Annotated in this window: 13 protein-coding genes and 1 riboswitch; of the genes, 4 read left to right on the top strand and 9 right to left on the bottom strand. The window is 43.4% G+C overall.

From position 1 onward, the window contains the following. Positions 1–29: 29 nt before the first annotated feature. Complete coding sequence (locus tag ACYQ1I_RS12275; protein ID WP_459765725.1) at positions 30–566, bottom strand: nitroreductase family protein; 537 nt, start codon at positions 564–566, stop codon at positions 30–32. A gap of 221 nt (positions 567–787) precedes the next feature. On the opposite strand from ACYQ1I_RS12275, the gene ACYQ1I_RS12270 reads away from it, so the two are divergent. Continuing rightward, the gene (locus ACYQ1I_RS12270) at positions 788–1867 is read left to right on the top strand and encodes a hypothetical protein (protein WP_459765723.1); all 1080 of its coding nucleotides are present in this window, start codon (positions 788–790) and stop codon (positions 1865–1867) included. Between the two features lie 2 nt (positions 1868–1869). Here the strand turns inward: ACYQ1I_RS12270 and ACYQ1I_RS12265 are convergent, their stop codons facing one another. The 4 genes from ACYQ1I_RS12265 to ACYQ1I_RS12250 all read right to left on the bottom strand — a co-directional run bounded on the left by ACYQ1I_RS12265 (position 1870) and on the right by ACYQ1I_RS12250 (position 7617). Then, on the bottom strand, positions 1870–3147 hold the full coding sequence (locus tag ACYQ1I_RS12265; RefSeq protein ID WP_459765721.1) for a glycoside hydrolase family 3 protein: 1278 nt from the start codon (positions 3145–3147) through the stop codon (positions 1870–1872). 114 nt (positions 3148–3261) lie between these two features. Beyond that, positions 3262–3762, bottom strand: coding sequence for an anaerobic ribonucleoside-triphosphate reductase activating protein (gene nrdG, locus ACYQ1I_RS12260; protein ID WP_459768160.1), 501 nt, complete (start codon positions 3760–3762; stop codon positions 3262–3264). 32 nt (positions 3763–3794) lie between these two features. Then, a complete protein-coding gene (locus ACYQ1I_RS12255) occupies positions 3795–6107 on the bottom strand; it encodes an anaerobic ribonucleoside triphosphate reductase (protein ID WP_459765719.1) in 2313 nt (770 codons plus the stop codon). Between the two features lie 380 nt (positions 6108–6487). Continuing rightward, positions 6488–6673: riboswitch (cobalamin riboswitch) on the bottom strand. Positions 6674–6702: 29 nt separating this feature from the next. After that, the gene (locus ACYQ1I_RS12250) at positions 6703–7617 is read right to left on the bottom strand and encodes a LysR substrate-binding domain-containing protein (RefSeq protein ID WP_459765718.1); all 915 of its coding nucleotides are present in this window, start codon (positions 7615–7617) and stop codon (positions 6703–6705) included. A 109-nt stretch (positions 7618–7726) separates the two neighbouring features. Here ACYQ1I_RS12250 and ACYQ1I_RS12245 point away from each other — a divergent pair, with 109 nt between their 5' ends. Further along, positions 7727–8761 (top strand): YeiH family protein, encoded by a 1035-nt coding sequence (locus ACYQ1I_RS12245; RefSeq protein ID WP_459765716.1) that lies wholly within the window; start codon positions 7727–7729, stop codon positions 8759–8761. 55 nt (positions 8762–8816) lie between these two features. Here ACYQ1I_RS12245 and ACYQ1I_RS12240 read toward each other — a convergent pair whose 3' ends face one another. The 3 genes from ACYQ1I_RS12240 to ACYQ1I_RS12230 all read right to left on the bottom strand — a co-directional run bounded on the left by ACYQ1I_RS12240 (position 8817) and on the right by ACYQ1I_RS12230 (position 12883). Beyond that, on the bottom strand, positions 8817–10643 hold the full coding sequence (locus tag ACYQ1I_RS12240) for an ABC transporter ATP-binding protein (protein WP_459765714.1): 1827 nt from the start codon (positions 10641–10643) through the stop codon (positions 8817–8819). Beyond that, entirely contained in the window at positions 10640–12469 is a 1830-nt protein-coding gene (locus ACYQ1I_RS12235; RefSeq protein WP_459765712.1) for an ABC transporter ATP-binding protein, read from the bottom strand. The genes ACYQ1I_RS12240 and ACYQ1I_RS12235 overlap by 4 nt, the downstream gene beginning before the upstream one ends. A gap of 288 nt (positions 12470–12757) precedes the next feature. Continuing rightward, positions 12758–12883: a hypothetical protein gene (locus ACYQ1I_RS12230; RefSeq protein ID WP_459765710.1), complete on the bottom strand. Its 126-nt coding sequence runs from the start codon at positions 12881–12883 to the stop codon at positions 12758–12760. A 174-nt stretch (positions 12884–13057) separates the two neighbouring features. Between ACYQ1I_RS12230 and ACYQ1I_RS12225 the strand changes: the two genes are divergently transcribed. Further along, a complete protein-coding gene (locus ACYQ1I_RS12225) occupies positions 13058–13645 on the top strand; it encodes a rhomboid family intramembrane serine protease (protein ID WP_459765708.1) in 588 nt (195 codons plus the stop codon). Between the two features lie 267 nt (positions 13646–13912). Continuing rightward, positions 13913–14551, top strand: a complete 639-nt coding sequence (locus ACYQ1I_RS12220; RefSeq protein WP_459765706.1) for a hypothetical protein — start codon at positions 13913–13915, stop codon at positions 14549–14551. Positions 14552–14614: 63 nt separating this feature from the next. Here ACYQ1I_RS12220 and ACYQ1I_RS12215 read toward each other — a convergent pair whose 3' ends face one another. Further along, the gene (locus tag ACYQ1I_RS12215; protein WP_459765704.1) at positions 14615–16651 is read right to left on the bottom strand and encodes a methyl-accepting chemotaxis protein; all 2037 of its coding nucleotides are present in this window, start codon (positions 16649–16651) and stop codon (positions 14615–14617) included. Between the last annotated feature and the right edge of the window lie 17 nt (positions 16652–16668).

Raw genomic sequence — 16668 nt, 5'->3', positions numbered from 1 at the left:
TTACCTTTACAAAAGTTTATTCCATCTGCCTAGGGTTTTAATGGATTCCCATAATGATTTATATGTACTCTATCAAATTTCAATTCTTCCTCTGAATGGGGGTTTTTCTGCTCCCCTTTATGGCCCACTGCAATGATGGCCAAGGCCTGCTTGTGGGAAGGAATTCCCAATTGCTCCTGAAGAAAGGTACCGGCAGTTTTGCCTTCCCCATGCTGTCTTTGTCTGATTTGAACCCAGCAGGAGCCGAGCCCCATTGATTCTGCCGTTAAGTGTAAGATCGTGGCGGCAATAGAGGCATCCTCAATCCAAACATCACTTACATTGGAATCAGCCACAACAACTATGCCCAGGGCTGCGTTTTTTAAAAAGCCTGCCCCCTGGGGTTTAGCCTGGGATAGCTTCTCCAGCAGGGCGGCATCATCCACCACAATAAAATCCCATGATTGGGAGTTCTTTGATGTGGGGGACAATAGGGCCGCCTTAATCAGTTGCTTTACCTGCTCCTCGGTCAGCTTTGCTTCTTCATATGCCCTGATGCTTCTTCTTTTTGTTAATAATTCCAGCATTTTCACTGCCTCCTTATAAAAATAATCATTTGCTTTTATTATACCAAATCTGTTATTCATAGGAAATTATAAAAAAAAGATATTTAACAGCCCTATTTATGACTAGTAAAATCGATTCATTCGCCATTAACAGGATGGAAAAAAACAGTAGATTATTATATAATGATGACAGAATCTTACTTAGGTACAATATTTATACAATAACTATAGGGTGTGAAAAGGTGTTGGATTTAATTAAAGAAATGAAAAACCATAAAATCATCAATGGGGAAGATATCAATAAGTTAAAACAATATATTGCCAAGCGCTTTCCTCAATACCATGAGGCCAGAAGAAAGGAAATACTGGAAAACACCCTGGGGGAAATCGTTAGTCGCCACCTGACAAAGATTCCTGCCGTATATCGTGTACCGATTATCAGAAGACTGCAGGAAAAGTCCCCCCTGGCTGACCAAGGGGAGCTTGTTTTTTATGATGTTTTAGAGGTAGCCCTAACCCTTAAAACAATTAATCAGGAATTATTAGAATCCTTATGCCATTGGCTTCAAGACCACGTGATCTACCCTGTTGATCAGGATATCATCAAACAGTTTCAACAGAATATTAATTCGGCCGCTAATGCCAAACAATGGCTGCTCCAAGAACCCAGCCCCAATAGGCCAGAAACCAGTGAAAAATCCCTAAAGGGCGGCCGGCTGCCCCTGGTATGGGAAGGAAATCTATCGGAGCAGTTGGAATCAAAGGTGAAATTTGCCGGTATCATGCTGCTATGTCTATTGATCCTCTTTATTAATCAAATCTATATTCAGCAGTCGGTCAAGCTAAAGGCAACTTCTCAGCCCATGGTTTTTGAAGCCATTGCAAAGCCTCAGCTGCCCTCGGATTTTCACTACAGAGAAATAGACGAAGAAAAACTCCGGGCCTATTTAATGAGCCGTAATTCCATTTTGGAACAGGAGCCCTATTTTTCAATTATTGTTTCCACTGCCAGGGAATTTGACCTGAACCCCCTGGTATTATTTGCCATAGCTGGTCATGAGCAGGGGTTTGTTCCTAAGGATCATCCTAATGTTCTAAAAATAGCCAACAATCCCTTTAATGTATTTACCAGTTGGCAGCACTATAACACTGATATTTCAGATTCAGCCGCCATTGCGGCCCGAACCGTAATCAATCTCGCAGCAGATTATCCCGCCGATGTGGACCCCTTTCAATGGATTAACCGAAAATATGCAGAGGATGAAAATTGGTGGAGGGGTGTTCGTTCAATTTTCAATCGTTTAGAAAGGGAGGTGGAATAAATCTACCTCCCTTTCTTTTTTATTTCCTCAACAGTCTTCCGGTGAGCCTCATTCCCCAATACCTCCAGGGGATTTTGAGGCGGTTTTTCCTCCCAGAGGCCACGGTCATATTTTACTGATAAAATTCTTCGTACGGAATCCAAAAGGCGATCCTCTGGGATCCTTCCCTCTTGAACTGCCTTTAGCAGCGCTTCATAGCCTTCCTCAAGGGATTCGGGCATCAGCAGAATATCGGCCCCTGCCTCAAAGGCTAGTACGACTGCCTCCCCTGAGGTGTAATGGTCCGAAATGGCCTTCATTTCCAGGGCATCGGTAATAATCAGCTTTTTATGCCCCAGCTCCTGCCTGAGGAGCCCCATAATTTCAGGAGAAAGGGTCGACGGTAAATTAGACCCTGTAACCTGGGGAACCTGAATATGGGCTGTCATCACCCCATCAACCCCCGCTTCGATTCCCGCCTTAAAGGGGATCAGCTCAAGCTGTCTGAGCCTTTCCAGATCATGCTCCACCTTCACTGCCTCGTGGTGAGTATCCTGGGCAGTGTCTCCATGCCCTGGAAAGTGCTTAACAACTGCACTTACATTTTCCTCCTGCATTCCTTCTACCATTTTGGCCACCATTTCAGCCACCTGATGGGGCTCTTGACCAAAGGATCTTCGGCCAATTACAGGATTTTTTGGGTTTGAATTGACGTCAGCCACCGGGGCAAAGTTCATTGTGAAGCCCAGGGCCGATAATTCCCTGCCCAGGATTTTACCTACATCGTAGGCCAATTGGGGATCGTTGGCCTTCCCAATGGCATCATTTCCCGGCAGCTTCGTGGCAGGAATTTTTCCACTTTTATGAAGCCTGCTGACTGCTCCCCCCTCTTCATCGATACCAATAAACAGGGGAATCCTGCTGACCCCTTGCAATTCTTGAATCAGTGAAATGGTTTGATCCACCGTATCAATATTTTCAGTAAATAGAATTACACCTCCCACGGGATAGGTTTTAAGTGTGTTGCTAGTCGTCTGATCGACCCTTAGAATCGGCTTATTTTGCTGATTTTTTCTAAAGGCCACCATAAAAACCTGTCCAACCCTTTCTTCAAGGGTCATGTTATTGATCATTTCATCAATTTTTTCCCATTTTGAATCCACCACCGGTAATGGCTCCTCGGGCTCCTGCTGATCCATCGACGAGGGTACCTCATCAGGATTGGCAGGTTTAACAGGGGTACAGGCCGCCACTAATCCAATGATTAATCCAAAAATAATCAGTAATCTTGTTATTTTCATAGACATTCCCTTCATCTCTTTTTTCTTATTATATCAAATTCAAGAAGTAGTATTCAAAGCCATACATTGGTAAAGCCCGCCTGCCATTCAACATGGCATACGGGCCCCTTCAAACTATATAAGATTGGCTGGGACAATCCTTCCCTTAACCAGTGATTCCTTCACATTGATAATCCTTTGATTAGCCGAGCCTATAAACCTTAAATCAGCTCTGATCTGGTCGGCCTCAAATTTGCCATCGACCAGTAGATCAGTATTGTTCAGCAGCTCATTCCAGCCCCTTCGACGGTGTCTTTGGCTTAACAGCACCTCCATTGTATAGCCTGTATAGGTAACTACATTCAAACCAAGGTCCTTTACGGCCCCAGCCAGGCCCCCGAAGGCCAACGCCTGCTCAAAGGGATCACCACCGCTTAGGGTAAGCCCGTCTAAAAGGGGATTTTGCCTTACTTTTTCAATGACTTCTTCTATTGTTACCTCGTAGCCCCCTGTAAAGGAATGGGTTTGGGGGTTATGACAGCCGCCGCAGCGGTGTCTGCACCCCTGGGCAAAGACCACCAGCCTGATGCCTGGTCCATCTACAATGGATTCACCAGCAATGCCCGCTATTCTCATGTTCACCTTGCTTCCCTCTTTCTACAAACTGACTATAGGTGCTTTACTCGATCCTTTTCCTCTTCCTTCTTGGCATCGTTAAATCGATCAAGGGTTCCTACCAAATAGCCTGTAATTCTTCTAATTCGATCAAACTTTACCTCGCCTTCCCGGCGTCCGCATTGGGGACAAATATCTTTAATTACACCCGTATACCCGCAAACAGGGTCCCGATCGACAGGGTGATTAATAGAACCATAGCCGATTCCCATTTCCTTCATGGTTCTGATGATTTTTTCAAAGGCCTCCAGATTGTTGGAAGGACTTCCATCCAGCTCAATATAGGTAATATGACCGGCATTGGTCAGCTCATGATACGGTGCTTCGAGTCTAATCTTGTCATAGGCATTAATTTTGTGATAAACCGGTACATGGAAGCTGTTGGTATAATACTCTCTGTCGGTTACCCCTGGGAGCTTACCGAAAATTTGTCTATCCATCTTGACAAATCTTCCGGCGGTTCCCTCGGCAGGGGTAGCAATCAATGTAAAATTCATTCCATACCGTTCACTGGCCTCATCCATTCTTTTTCTCATATGACCGATAATTTCCAGACCCAGCTGCTGTGACGCCTCCGATTCACCATGGTGGGCACCCCTCAGGGCCTTCAGACATTCTGCCAAACCTATAAAGCCCAGGGTCAAGGTACCATGCTTGATGACCTCCCGTATTTCATCCTCTGCCTTAAGCTGGTCAGAGCCCAGCCAGACTCCTTCTCCCATTAAAAAGGGAAAATTTTTCACCTTCTTGGCGGCCTGTATTTCAAACCGCTCTAAAAGTTGCTGAATCACAGAGTCAATCATTTGATCCAGCATTTCATAAAATCTGGCCTCTTCTCCCCTGCTTTTGAGGGCCAGTCTGGGAAGATTAATGGTGGTGAAGCTCAAATTCCCCCTGCCAAAGGCAATCTCGTTGTTGGGGTCATATTGATTTCCCATTACCCTGGTTCGACAGCCCATATAGGCTACCTCGGTTTCAGGACGCCCTGCCTGATAGTATTTTAAATTAAAAGGAGCATCAATAAATGAAAAGTTAGGAAATAGCCGTTTGGCACTTACCCGGCAGGCCAGCTGAAATAAATCGTAATTGGGCTCACCGGGATGATAGTTAATCCCCTCCTTCACACGGTAGATCTGAATGGGGAAAATGGCCGTTTCTCCATTTCCAAGGCCGGCTTCGGTGGCTAACAACAGGTTCTTTACCACTAACCTTCCTTCGGGTGATTGGTCAAGGCCATAATTGATTGAGCTGAAGGGCACCTGAGACCCGGCCCGGCTGTGCATGGTATTTAGATTATGAATAAAGGCCTCCATGGCCTGATATGTCTTTTTATCGGTTTCCTGAAGGGCATTTTTCAGAGCAAAGGCCTGGATTTTTTCGACGATCGCTGCATCCTCAATATATCGCTCAAGCCGTTCCCTCTCATATTCCTGGTATCCGTTATTGTTGGCCATTGATGGCAACAAGCCCTTTTCCCCTTCTATTTCCTTTATTATTGTTTCCACCAGGTAATCGATATCCTTCAATGAAGTTAAAAGCTCCATTGCTTTAAATAAATTCCGCTTGTATTCCTTAATAAAGGTTTTAGTCACCCCTGGTGCCATACCATAGTCAAAGTTTGGTATACTTTGCCCTCCGTGCTGGTCATTCTGATTGGACTGGATAGCAATACAGGACAGGGCTGAATAGCTGCTGATATCGTTTGGCGTCCGTAGAGAGCCATGGCCTGTATTAAAGCCGCCCCTAAAGAGTTTATCAATATCAATTTGGCAGCAGGTGGTGGTTAGGGTTAAAAAATCAAGGTCATGAATATGGATATCCCCCTCCTTATGAAGCCTGGAATGGGCGGGGTCCAATACATACATTTCGTAAAAGTGCTTGGCACTTTCAGTACCATACTTCAGCATGGTACCCATGGCCGTATCGCCATTGATATTGGCATTTTCCCGCTTCAGGTCATTATCCTTGGCTTCTTTAAAGGTGATTTCCTCCATTACCTTCATCAGCCGGGTATTCATTTCCCGAATTCTTGTTCTTTCAGCCCGATATAATATGTAATTTTTTGCAATTTGTGGCGAATTATTGGCAATGAGCACCTGCTCCACAATATCTTGAATTTCTTCAACACTGGGAGCCGCCTCATGATATAGCTGTGATAACTGGTTTACCACCTTTTCCGTCAGTTCTACGGCATGGGGATAGTCATTTTGCCCCGCCGACATACTGGCTTTATAAATGGCATTGGTGATTTTTTCAATATTAAAAAATACTTCCCTTCCATCTCTTTTCCTAACTCTTGTTACCATGGTCAACCTCCTAAATATGGATGTACAATAAATAAAACCCCTTGATTCCAAGGAGTATCAAACCTCAACCATCACAACATATGGTCATATTTATTATACCACATACTACATATAGTGCAAATGTTTTCTGTCATCAATTTTGTGAATGAAGGAGGTGCTGGGGACCAAACCCTCAGCAAATAGCCATGTTTCTCTCTCTGTCAAACAGAAAAAGGGCCATGACCACGGTTTTAGGAAAGTAATTCCCCAGCGGCTCACACATCATCCATTTAGCAATAAAACAGCCCCTCCTATGCAGGAAGGGCATAATGTCTCGTGATAAACAAAAGCAATGCTTCTTTTATCAGAAATAAAAATAACACCCCTCATCCCCGTGAGTTTTAGTATTGTTACCATTGGCAGGTCTCCTGACTTAGCCGTAGCGAATCCTATCCCTTCCCATACCTTGGTACAGTGGTTTTGACAGGCTTCTAGGACATTACAGTGGCGGGACCGTACCGGAATTTCACCGGGTTTCCCTTTTAAGCAATCCTCAAGGGGAATGCACCAATAGCCTTTTTAATTTACCAAATTATATCATGCCCATCAATTGAAGTCAAGGGATTTGCATCCCGCTGGAGTCCCCTTCCAGCCGTTCCATAAAAAACAAATAATACGGTTCCGCCTCCTGCTCCATCAAGGGATTTTTTAAAGTAATGAAGTTAAACTCCCTTTCTATCACAAAGTCCTTCAGGTGAATTTCTGCCACCTCTCCCCTGTTAATCTCCTCCAGGGCAGCATCCCGATACATAAAGCTTAAGCCTGTTCCCGACTTTACCAAATTTTTTATCACGTTGACATTACCAATTTCAACAACCTTTTGGAAATTATCCAGGGTATAATTTTTATCATAAAGGCCCCTCTCCAGTATGGCCCGAGAACCCGACCCCTTTTCTCTGATAATAATGGTCTCATTTTTTAAATCCTCCAAAAATACAGCCTGATTCTTCATAGGATGGTTTAAGGGGGCAATTAAAGTGAAGGGGGCCCGTTTATACAGCCGGGTTGAATAATCGGCCTTATTAAAAAGCCCCTCCACCAGGGCAAAGCTGATTTTCCCCTCTGCAAGCATTTTTAGTACCCTTTCGGTATTATAAACATACATTGTGATATCGTATTGGGCAAATTGTTTAATAAAATCCCCCAGGATCGGGGCCAGGGTAAATTCACCTATGGTCAGGGTGGCGGCAAAGGCCAATGCTTTTCCTTCACCAGCCTCCTCCTTTAATTTCCGAGCCAAAACCTGCTCATTGATCCTTGAATTTTGAGCATATTGGTAAAAAATCTCTCCAGCCCTGGTGAGCCTCAGCTCCTTATTGATGTACTGAAGCAGCTTTAAGCCATATTGCCTTTCCAGGGCCTTGATGTGCTGCGTAACAGCCGGTTGGGTTAGGCAGAGTTCCTCAGCGGCCTTTGTGTAGCTTTTATGCTTCCATAGGGTTAGAAATGAAACCACCTTAATATCCAGCATTTAATCACCTTTTATTAATTTTTATTATAATCATATAAGTAATTATAATTAGATTTTATAACTATTCAATGATAAAATCAAGGGGGACTGACAGAAAGGAGTTGATTATATGACCTTCATTCGAGAATATACCTTCGGAATTCTCTCTACAGCCATTCTGGCCCTGGCAGCGGTCCATGGCAGCGGATTCATCCCCAACCACCTAATTGGGGCGGGGGTTTTGGCACTCTTGATTGGTATGCTACTGAATCCCCTTGTGGCGGGTCGTCAATTATTTGAAAAAGGAATTAATTTTACATCAAAGAAGATTTTACGCCTGGCCATTATTTTAATGGGCGCCACCCTTAGCTTTGCCCAGGTGGTGGAGGTTGGCAAGTTTTCCCTCTTTGTAATGGTCTTTACACTGCTATGTGCCTTTGGGGGCGGTTATTTATTCGGCCGGCTTTTTAAAATGGACTGGCGGCTGTCAAGCTTGATTTCGGCAGGAACGGGAATTTGCGGGGGATCTGCCATTGCGGCCCTGGCCCCGGTGATTGACGCTGAAGATAGCTATATTGCCTATGCCATTTCGGCCACCTTTATTTTTGATATCATCATGGTGGTTCTTTTCCCTATTATGGGCAGCTATTTTCAAATGAGTGATCTGGGCTTCGGGCTTTGGACGGGAACCGCTGTGAATGATACCTCCTCTGTGGTGGCGGCCGGCTATGCCTTTTCTGACATTGCAGGGAGCTATGCTGTCATCGTCAAGCTGACAAGAACCCTGTCGATCATCCCTGTGGTACTGATTTTTTCTTATATCAACCAACGCCTAAAGACCAAGTCAGAGGGCCAAGTGACTCCGGCGGACAAAAGCCCGGCAGGGGAAAGGGTGAATCTTCAAAGGATCTTCCCCTGGTTTATTCTTCTTTTTCTTGCTGCGGTAGCCTTCAAGAGTACAGGACTGATTTCGCCAGATCTAAGCCTTAGGGTTTCGGGCATCAGTAAATTTTTCATGGTGATGGCCCTGGGGGCAATCGGTTTAAAAACCAATTTTAAAAGCCTCAGCAAATCAGGCTTCGCCCCGATGGTTCATGGATTTATTATTTCGTCCCTGGTTGTAATTGTCTCATTTTTAGTTCAGGGTATGATTGGTCAAATCTAAAAGACAAAGGACCATAGAGAAAATATATATCTCTCTATGGTCCTTTTCACGGGAACTAATGCTCTAACACCCTTTTTCCTTCCTCTTCAAGGAATTGATTGGTGTAAAGCCTGTAGTAGTAACCCCTTTTCTTGAGTAATTGCTGGTGGCTTCCCTCTTCAACAATTTCACCCTTTTGAATAACCAATATACGGTCTGCCGAGCGGATTGTGGATAGCCGGTGGGCAATAATAAAGCTGGTTCTTCCCTTTAACACCCTTTGAATGGCGTTTTGAATAATTTGTTCCGTTTCTGTGTCAATAGACGAGGTGGCTTCATCCAATACAAATATTTTAGGATTGGCCAATACTGCCCTGGCAAAGGAAATAAGCTGCTTTTGCCCTGTGGAAAGAAGACTGCCCCCTTCTCCCACCTCTGCATCATAGCCCTTATCAAGCTTCATAATAAATTCATGGGCATTGACCAGCTTGGCGGCACGAATGATTTCCATCTCGCTGGCCTCCAGCCTGCCATAACGAATATTATCCTTTATGGTACCGCTGAAAAGATGGGGATGCTGCAGTACATAACCTAAATTGGAATGGAGCCATAATTGAGACCTTTCCCGATAATCGATTCCATCAATTAATATTTGTCCCTGGGTTGGCTCATAGAACCGACAGGCCAGATTCACAATGGTACTCTTTCCAGATCCGGTTTCACCTACCAGGGCAATGGTTTCACCGGCCTTGATCTTCAAATTCAATTGGTTTAAAATGGGCTCCTCCTCTTTATAATAAAAAGATACATTTTTAAACTCAATATCGCCCTTTAATTTCTCCCAGTTTTCCCTTTTGGGATTGAGCATGTCTCCGTAAATTTTCATGACATCCTTTGTATCCTTGATTTCCGGCTCTGTGTTAATCATTGATATAACCCGCTCTGCCGAAGCATGGGCTGATTGAAACTCAGCAATGACCCGGGCCAGCTCCCTTACCGGCTCGAAAAATTGAATGGTATAGGAGATAAAGGCCACCAGGGTACCATAGGAAATAGTTTCCAACATAACCCCTCTGCCCCCGATGACCAGGGCCAGGGCCGTACCAAGGGCCCCCAAAGTCAACACAATGGGTAGGTAAAGGGAAGAAAAGATGGCTGCCCGAATGGAGGCTATTCTCATTTCCCCTGTCATCCCTTGAAACTCTGCTAAATTTTGCTTCTCCCTGACTAGTACTTTAGTGGTCTTGGCGCCGGTGATCCCTTCGTTAAATCCACCGGTGATTTTAGAGTTTATTTTTCTAACCTTTCTATATTCTCTCAGAATCTTTCTTTGAAAATATAGACTAATACCACCTAAAACAGGTATAACAATTAGGGTGATCAAGGCTATTTTCCAATTGAGATAAAGCATTACTCCCATAATGGCAAGCATTTTGGTAATTCCCCATACCATATCCACAAGCCCCCAGGATATAATCTCACCTAGCCGAGTAATGTCAGAGGTCATTCTGGCCATCAGCCAACCCACTGAACGATTATCAAAATAGGAAAAGGATAGCTCCTGCAGCTTTTTAAAGCCTGCCTGACGTATGTCGTAGCATATGCCGGTTTCGATTTTCCCTGCCAAGGCAATTAACAGCCATACCATTACAGCAATCATAATTACCGCCACTCCATAGATTACAGAAAAGGTTAGTAAGCCCTCAGTCTGTTGGGGAATAATGAATTGATCAATGGCCAGCTTGGTCATGTAGGGAAGCCCTGCCTCTAATACTGCAATTAGCACCATTACAATGCCCAGGCAAATCATATAACCTTTATAGGATTTTCCATAGGCCATTATATTTTTCCAAAGGCCCATATCAAATTTGTCTTGATAATCCTGCTCTTTTAATTCGCTCATTTTGTCACCTTCCTTAATAGGTCATGGGCGATATCGTCCAAAAATTCCTCCTCCAGTGAATTTTGAATCTCCCATATTCTTCGATACATTCCAGGCTGCTTCATTAGTTCCTCATGGTTACCGATTTGCACAATTTTTCCATTATTCAGTACAAAAATTCGGTCTGCCTCTGACAGGGTGGAAACCCGATGGGAAATAATGAAGGTGGTTGCTTTTTTCTTTCTTTCTTGAAGGGCTTTACGGATGTAGGCATCTGTTTCGGTATCAACGGCACTCAGGGAATCATCAAAAATAATGATGGGTGTATTGTTAATTAATGTTCTGGCAATGGCCACCCGTTGTTTTTGTCCCCCAGAGAGGGATACCCCCCGTTCACCCACCAGGGTTTCATAGCCCTTGTCAAATTTTTTAACCACCTCATGAAGGGCTGCAACCTTAGATACTTCATAAACTTCATGATCCTGGGCCTCTATCCTGGCCAGGCGAATATTTTCCTTTAGGCTTTTGGCAAAGAGGAAGGTTTCCTGTAATATAAGGCCTACATTTTTTCTAATCCATCCCTTATCCAGATTCCTTAATTCTATACCATCAATCTTGATAGAGCCCTGCTGATAATCATAGAGCCTCGCCAGCAAATGCATCATGGTGGTTTTGCCTGCCCCGGTGGCCCCCAGTATGGCAATGGTTTCTCCTGCCTTTACATCAAAGGATATATCTGTTAAAACCGGGTCCCCCTTTTCATAGGCAAAGGAAACCCCCGAAAAGCTGACATTCCCTATAATTTCAGGTCTTTCACCGGTTTCATCCAATATTTCAACCGGAACCTTCATAATTTCCTCGATTCGTCCCATGGCTACGGTGGCCTTACCCATATCGGTTAAAACCCTTCCCATCTGTCTGACGGGCCATAAAAGCATCCCTATATAGGTATTAAAAACAACCAGCGTACCCAGCGACATCCTTCCTGAAGCAGTCCAAAAAATCCCCACTAAAAGCACCAGGCCGATCTGTACAAAGCAAAGAAAATCTGAAATAGACCAATACCATGCCAGTAGCCTGATCAGCCGATAGGTTAAATCCCGGTGATTTCGGTTTTTTTCCTCAAATTTTTCCAGCTCGTGGGCCTGTTGTGCAAAGGCCCTAACAACCCTAAGGCCTGATAAATTTTCCTGTAGGCCGCTGGACATGATTCCTTCGGCCTCATCGGATAATTGAAAGGCATTTCTGATTTTGACAAAAAAGATTACAGCAAATAAAAAAATCACCGGCACCACGGCCAGGGCAATAATGGTCATGGTTACATCGAGCCTAACCATAATGTAGCCCGCAATCAACAGCATAAATAGGGCACTGCCAATTTCAACGAATTGTGTTGCAAGAAATTTTCTGATGGTATCTACATCAGAGGTGCATCGCTGAATTAAATCGCCCGTTTCGGCTTTCACGTGGTAATCATAGGGAAGATGCTGCAGGTGATTGTAAACTTTATTTCTCATATTCTCTGCAACTGATTCTGCCGTTACAGCCGACCATTTTCCCTTTAAATACAGAAATATTCCTCGTATGCCGGTCATCATTACAAACAACAGACCGGGAATCCAGATATGGCTTCTTAAGTATGCTACGCCCCCCAGGCTGTCTATCACCCGAAGGAGTCCATCGGGCCCGCTGATGGGCTGTTCACCGATAATGGAATCAATGGTGGTACTAATAATTAAAGGTCCTATCAAACTAAAGAGTGTACCAAGGCCAATGCTCAAAATGGCTCCTAGATAATATAGCCTGTACCCCTTCATATACTTCCAGATTAATTTAATATTTTTCAATGGTGTCACCTGCCTCTTCTAGTATTGAAATTCTAAGCAGTATAAACCCTTTAACTGACAATAGCCTCATGGGTATCATATTCCCTCTCCTTCCTTTCTTTTCTGCCCTAAATCTATACCCATTAATCAATAATCCCTTGCCCTACATCATAAGTGCCTGATTAGGCAATAAAAAAACCCAGAGAAAGCTCATTGCTCCCTGGGAAATGATACAATTACAAAAACAACAATAAACCCAGGCAAGCGGCTCCTTACCTGGGTAATATACGATCCTGAGGGTAAAGATTGTCACTTTCCTTTATTAAAACGGATATTCAATTTTGGGCAGATTTCCCCCTGGGAAGAAATGCCTTTTGGTCCAGATATAAAAATGCCATTCAAGCTGATTCCGTTTAATAAAGTAAAAGCTAACATCTTTTCACCTCCTAACTAAATTTTACAGTAAGATTATACCATATAAAAATGAAAAACACAAAGAGTTTTTTTACAACAATTTTAGTTTCTTGCAATCTTTTTCTATGTGACTTATGATTATTGTAGACTGCTTTTGGTAATAAAAAAATAATAATGCATATAAGGAGGGCTTCCATGATCAAAAAAATTAATTATAATTCCCCTGTAATACTGACCTACACAATTATTTCCTTTATATCCTTATTATTGGGATACTGGACTCAGCTGGGCACAACCCGCTTGTTTTTTTCAGTCTATCGCAGTTCTCCTGTAGACCCTCTGTTTTACCTGCGATTATTGGGACATGCCGTGGGTCATATTAATTTTGAACATTTTCTTTCAAACTTTATGATCATTTTAATCATTGGTCCCATGCTGGAGGAGAAATATGGTTCTAAAAAATTATTATTTATGATGCTCATTACTGCCGTTGTAACAGGTTTAATTAATATCCTTCTATTCCCTACGGCACTGTTGGGGGCCAGCGGTGTGGTTTTTATGTTCATTGTCCTCAGCTCCTACACGAATCAGCTCAAGGGAAGGATCCCATTGACATTGGTGATTGTCATCCTCTTTTTTATCGGCCGGGAAATATACAGTGCTATCTTGATTAATGATAATATTTCACGATTAACCCACATCGTCGGCGGCGTACTGGGAATGGCCTTTGGCTATGGGTTGAGTAACCGAACGAAGGGGGAGTTTTCTCCCAATTACAGATAATATATTTATTCACCGCTTAAATCGGCTATTCAATATTAAGGATTGATATAAAAAAGCCTTAGGTGAGCTAATATCCCTTATAACCGTGGTCCTGCCTTGATTTCTGGAAAATAGGCCGATAGTCCTGCTCAATATGTTAAAATAGGCCTATTGTTTATTTGTCACAATCATGTTATTATTTGGAAAAACAATATGACCTGGTATCTTTGACTATCTTCCTTACTTGGTACATATTGTTTACCAAATTTATAGGAGGAATGATAGTGAATGATAAGGGAATGGTCATTTCAATGGGAGGACAGCACCTACAGCCTGGCCTTGCACAGCTTTGGCTTGATCAAATCTAAAAAGCTGTATTTTCAATCACAGCTTGTAGAGCCCACTGGTATAGACAATCAATATCAGTTTAATTTCAAAGGCCTTAGGGCAGTCTGCAGCGTGAATAAACAGGGGCGGAATTACACCCTGGATCTAACAATTGACGGGCAAGCGGTTCCCCTGGTGCAGGAGGTCAGCTTTAACAGCTTAACCGGTAAGATACAAAGGGAATCCGATGCCATCCAAACCATTAATGATGTTTCAGCTTCCTTCCTGGTTTTTAGCGGGCTATCGGCAGTAGTTTCCATACTTGTATTAAGTAACATATTTGCAATCTTTGATTTTGTATTATTCGCCGCTTTGTCATTGTTGTTAAGAAAATTCAAAAGCTTGATTGCTGCCATTATTTTATCTTTATTTAGCTTAATCAGTGTCGTTAACACCATATTGGTCATGGCTGGTGTTGTTGAAGGAGGGAGAAATATTTATATTGCTCTTCTGCTATTTTGGGGAAGCATTAAGGCCCTGCAGGCTGTACTCTTCCTGAGAAAGCAAAAGAAGCAAGCCACCCAGGCCCAGCAGTTATAACAAAAATATCATCTTTACATTAACAAGCCACCCCGGAAATAAACCCCAGGGTGGCTTTTAACATTATACTCTAAAATTTCTCATCATATCCTTTAGCCTGGCGGCCAATTCCGCCAGACGATTGGTGGAGACGGCAATTTCTTCTATGGAATGGGTCTGATCTCCTGTAGAGGCCGCTACCTGCTGGGAACTGGCTGCATTTTCCTCTGCAGTCAAGGAGAGGTTGTTAAAGGCGTCTATAATTTCAGTACGGTTAGCGCTAATTTGGCCTTCAAGGGCTTTTAATTGCTTTACCCCCTCTCTGGATGCGGCAATTTCCTTTGCCAGAAGGGAAAATACATTCTTCGTATCCTCTACTGAAGCTGTCTGCTCATTAATTAAAGCCTTTACCTTTTTCATGGTTTCCACCGTTTCATCAGATTGAACCTGAAGTTCGGTAATGATATTTTGAATATCTGCAGCAGAGGCTGTAGATTGCTCCGCCAGCTTTCTGATTTCCTCGGCCACAACCCCAAAGCCCCGGCCCGATTCCCCCGCCCGGGCAGACTCAATCGAAGCGTTTAGGGCCAGAAGACTGGTTTGACTGGCTATGTTGTTGATTACTGTAATGATTTCATTTATTTTTTGAGCATTTTCATTGGTTGCTTCAATCATTTTAAACACATTTTCAATGGAGGCATTACTGATTTTTGATTTTTCAGTAACCCCTTCATTTGCCTTAAGTCCTGTATTTTTTAAGGCTTCTATCTTTTCTGATATATTGTTTAGATCCTGGGTCAGGGAGGCCAGCTGCTCAATGTTATCGCCCAAGCTACGGGCTTTATCGGCACCAGCTTTAATATCATCTGCCTGCTTCAAGGAGCTTTGGGCAATCCCCTCCACCACCTTGGCCACCTCCTGGGCGGTATGGGTCAGCTGATTCGAGGTGGCGGTTAATTCTTCACTGCTGGCCGCCACCGTTTCAGCAGATGCCGATACCTCGTCAATTAATCCCTTCATACTGGCAACCGAATGATTAAAGCTGTTAAAAATCATCCCCATTTCATCCTGCCCGGTGGCAGGAATTTGCCTTGTCAAGTCACCGGTACTGACGGCCTCCAGCTCCTTTACAAGTACTTTCATCCTATGGGCGATCAATTTTTTAAATAATATGTATACCCCCAGGATCACCAGCAATAGGCTAATAGCGGCAAAAATCATGGAAAGCCGCTGAACAGACCAGGCCTTGGCCTTTACCTCTTCAATTCCCATGGCTGCCACAATATAAAGACCCATCCTTTTTTCGTAGATTCCATGATAGGCCACACCATTTTCAATAAAATCTATTTCACCCTGTTCATTTTCCACCACTGTTTTTAAAAAATCCTGGTTTTCAATAAAGGTCCGTAGCAGCGTTTCATTGGAGTGAACCTTTATATCGCCCTGACTATTAAAGGCCATTACCAGGCCGGTTTCACCAATTTTGGTTTGCCCAATAGAATTTTGCGGGCTTGATTCTTCAAAGACATTTTTCTGGGGAACAGAGCTAAAGCCGATCTGTATTACTCCGCCAGCCCCCTGTCTTGGTAAAAAGCCATACTGTATAAGGTTTGTCCCTAATACCGGTGCTGCCTCCAGCACTACTTCACCTTTAAGGGCCCTTTCAAAATAGTGCTTTTTTTCGCCGGCTCCCAGGTCTGTTCCTATAAAGGAAGCCCCTGAGCTTTCAATAATTACGCCGTTTCCGTCGCTAATATGAATTTCTACGGCTCCCATTTCCTTGGCTATATTCTGCAATTCCTCTGGGGTATAAAACCGGGCCTCCAGTGAATTGGCAATTGCCTTTGCGATAATCATGGTCTGGTCATCCATGGCACTTTGGGCAGCCTGGTTTGTTATACTGGCCGAGGTAAAGGTATCATAGACGGTAGCATGGGCATTTTTCACTTTTTCCAGCTCCATATCATAGACAATATTTTCAACAAAGGAAAATAGGGTTGCCTGAGAAAAAACCGATACGAAAAAGTAAATTATTGTTGTCGCCGCAATCATTTTAGTCAATATACTTCTGTTCTTTAAAAATCTCCCTTGTTTTAGATGTAATTCATTGGTCTGCTGCATCTTTTTCCCTCCACTTT

The organism is Alkaliphilus crotonatoxidans, assembly GCF_054658015.1.
Note: the sequence above shows the minus strand (reverse complement) of the source record. Positions and strands in the feature narration are given on the sequence as shown.

Coding starts and splice junctions, on each gene's coding strand:
- ACYQ1I_RS12255 (WP_459765719.1), bottom strand. CDS start 6,107: ATGGTAACAAGAGTTAGGAAAAGAGATGGAAGGGAAGTATTTTTTAAT.
- ACYQ1I_RS12240 (WP_459765714.1), bottom strand. CDS start 10,643: ATGAGCGAATTAAAAGAGCAGGATTATCAAGACAAATTTGATATGGGC.
- ACYQ1I_RS12215 (WP_459765704.1), bottom strand. CDS start 16,651: ATGCAGCAGACCAATGAATTACATCTAAAACAAGGGAGATTTTTAAAG.
- ACYQ1I_RS12250 (WP_459765718.1), bottom strand. CDS start 7,617: ATGCTGGATATTAAGGTGGTTTCATTTCTAACCCTATGGAAGCATAAA.
- ACYQ1I_RS12220 (WP_459765706.1), top strand. CDS start 13,913: ATGATAAGGGAATGGTCATTTCAATGGGAGGACAGCACCTACAGCCTG.
- ACYQ1I_RS12230 (WP_459765710.1), bottom strand. CDS start 12,883: ATGTTAGCTTTTACTTTATTAAACGGAATCAGCTTGAATGGCATTTTT.
- ACYQ1I_RS12265 (WP_459765721.1), bottom strand. CDS start 3,147: ATGAAAATAACAAGATTACTGATTATTTTTGGATTAATCATTGGATTA.
- ACYQ1I_RS12275 (WP_459765725.1), bottom strand. CDS start 566: ATGCTGGAATTATTAACAAAAAGAAGAAGCATCAGGGCATATGAAGAA.
- nrdG (WP_459768160.1), bottom strand. CDS start 3,762: ATGAGAATAGCGGGCATTGCTGGTGAATCCATTGTAGATGGACCAGGC.
- ACYQ1I_RS12225 (WP_459765708.1), top strand. CDS start 13,058: ATGATCAAAAAAATTAATTATAATTCCCCTGTAATACTGACCTACACA.
- ACYQ1I_RS12245 (WP_459765716.1), top strand. CDS start 7,727: ATGACCTTCATTCGAGAATATACCTTCGGAATTCTCTCTACAGCCATT.